1 protein-coding gene and 1 pseudogene are annotated in these 1581 nt (G+C 56.6%); both read right to left on the bottom strand.

Going from position 1 to position 1581, the window contains the following annotated elements; translation table 11 throughout:
• Positions 1-643, bottom strand: a pseudogene (locus RNA01_RS23175) (hypothetical protein); the annotation flags it as partial.
• 326 nt (positions 644-969) lie between these two features.
• Positions 970-1488, bottom strand: a complete 519-nt coding sequence (locus RNA01_RS23170) for an acyloxyacyl hydrolase (RefSeq protein ID WP_284215194.1) — start codon at positions 1486-1488, stop codon at positions 970-972.
• Between the last annotated feature and the right edge of the window lie 93 nt (positions 1489-1581).

The following is a 1581-nucleotide window of genomic DNA, read 5'->3' as shown; positions in this document are numbered from 1 at the left end:
CCGGCGCTGCCATTATAGACAACGGCATTTTGCCGATGCGTTCGTAAACTCTCAGTTCATGCCGGAAGGGCCACCACTCATAAAGAGAAAGTTCTATAGGGCGCCACATAGCAACCCAACCGACAATCGGGAAACTCTCGCTGAACAGACGGTTGAGGAAAGGCGGAAATGGGCACGTTTCATCGATTATCGACGAGAGCAGCAGGCAGACGGCGAGGAAGATGCTTCCTGTCAGCAATGCTCGGTGGGCCTCAAGCCAGATGTCGTGCAGTTTCTGCCTGAGTTGACCTGCCTGAGCTTCGCAGTAGGAGGCGAGTGACTGTTCAACGTGTGCGACCGTGTCCGGGGAAATGCCGGGCGCCGGCAATACGATCTCAAGGCGCAGTCTCGGGTGACTCCTTCGCTCATGATTAAGCTGCCGTATGATGAGATCTATCCCGGACAAGCCATGATAGCGGCCGCCGAGCGGGTCAATTCCAGGTCCATGAAACAGCAGTCGGATATCATCGAGCACAAGGCAGATGCAATCACGGTTGCAGCAGGTACTTATGTGAACGCCGCCGTTCAGCATTGGCCACCAATCATTAACGAGCTTTCCTGCGTGGCTCTCCCGGTCGTCGAGAACTCGTCGGAAGAACCACATGGTCCTCCGCTGGCCGACTTCCGCTACAAATGGCACCGATTTCACTCATCGCCTGGCCGCTGCTCCGACTATGTTCCCTGCGGCGCGTCCCAGCCAACGAACCCTGCTGACTGTAGCTGCGTCAGGCGCCTGGATTCCTCCGCCAAGCCCGACGCGCTGCGGGCAACCCACCAATATGCGGCGTGTAGGTGTTGGTAAACATCGCTCTACTCATGTCGCTACTTCTATGGCGCGCGGGAGGCCCAACGCAAGGCGCGAATGTGTACTAGGTGCCAATCGAGCGCGCAGAGAACTGACAATGGCACCCACTGCCAATGAAAGCATCGTCAGAATTTATAGCCAACCTGAACCCCGGCGCGTGTCATACCGTCATTGGGACCATCGCAGAGATTCGCATGCGATGCGTGCGCGACTTGCGCAATGACACTCCAGTGTGGATCGATACGGTAGCCGGCGCCAACATATTCCCGGAACAGGAAACGGCAACCCAGTTCGGGACCGTCGGAATTGTCGTCGAGTTCACCGTCGTGCCACACTCCACCGAATCCTGCTTCGGCGAATATCCGGTCCGAGACGCTGATCTGCCAGGAAAGGCCGCCAAAGACCTGGTTTACTTCGTCCGACGTGGTGATTGAGGCTCCAAGATTGACACGTGGTCGCATGATTTGCTGTTTCCAATCGACCGCGTTGTCGAGGTCGAAGGGATCGAGAAACACAGTCACCTCCGGGAAGACCTCATCCTCGCGGGATTCTTTATCCTGCACCGACGCCGACGCGCCGAAACGAAACTCATCGAATATCGGTTCTTCCGCGATTGAGGCGTGAGCGGTCAGGATCAACGTCATACCGGCAACCGCAACCGTCCGAAGGATCTGCATTTCTGTCTCCATGTTTCTGGGCTTCGATAAAGTGAATAGGCTGTCTAGGGAGATCAGGAC

The organism is Paenirhizobium naphthalenivorans, assembly GCF_007992095.1.
GTDB lineage: Bacteria > Pseudomonadota > Alphaproteobacteria > Rhizobiales > Rhizobiaceae > Allorhizobium > Allorhizobium naphthalenivorans.
The sequence above is the reverse complement of the archived record's forward strand: the minus strand, read 5'-3'. Positions and strand labels throughout refer to the sequence as shown.

What these genes read in the sequence shown, in the direction of transcription:
- RNA01_RS23170 (WP_284215194.1), bottom strand. Translation starts at nt 1,488, where the DNA reads ATGACGTTGATCCTGACCGCTCACGCCTCAATCGCGGAAGAACCGATA.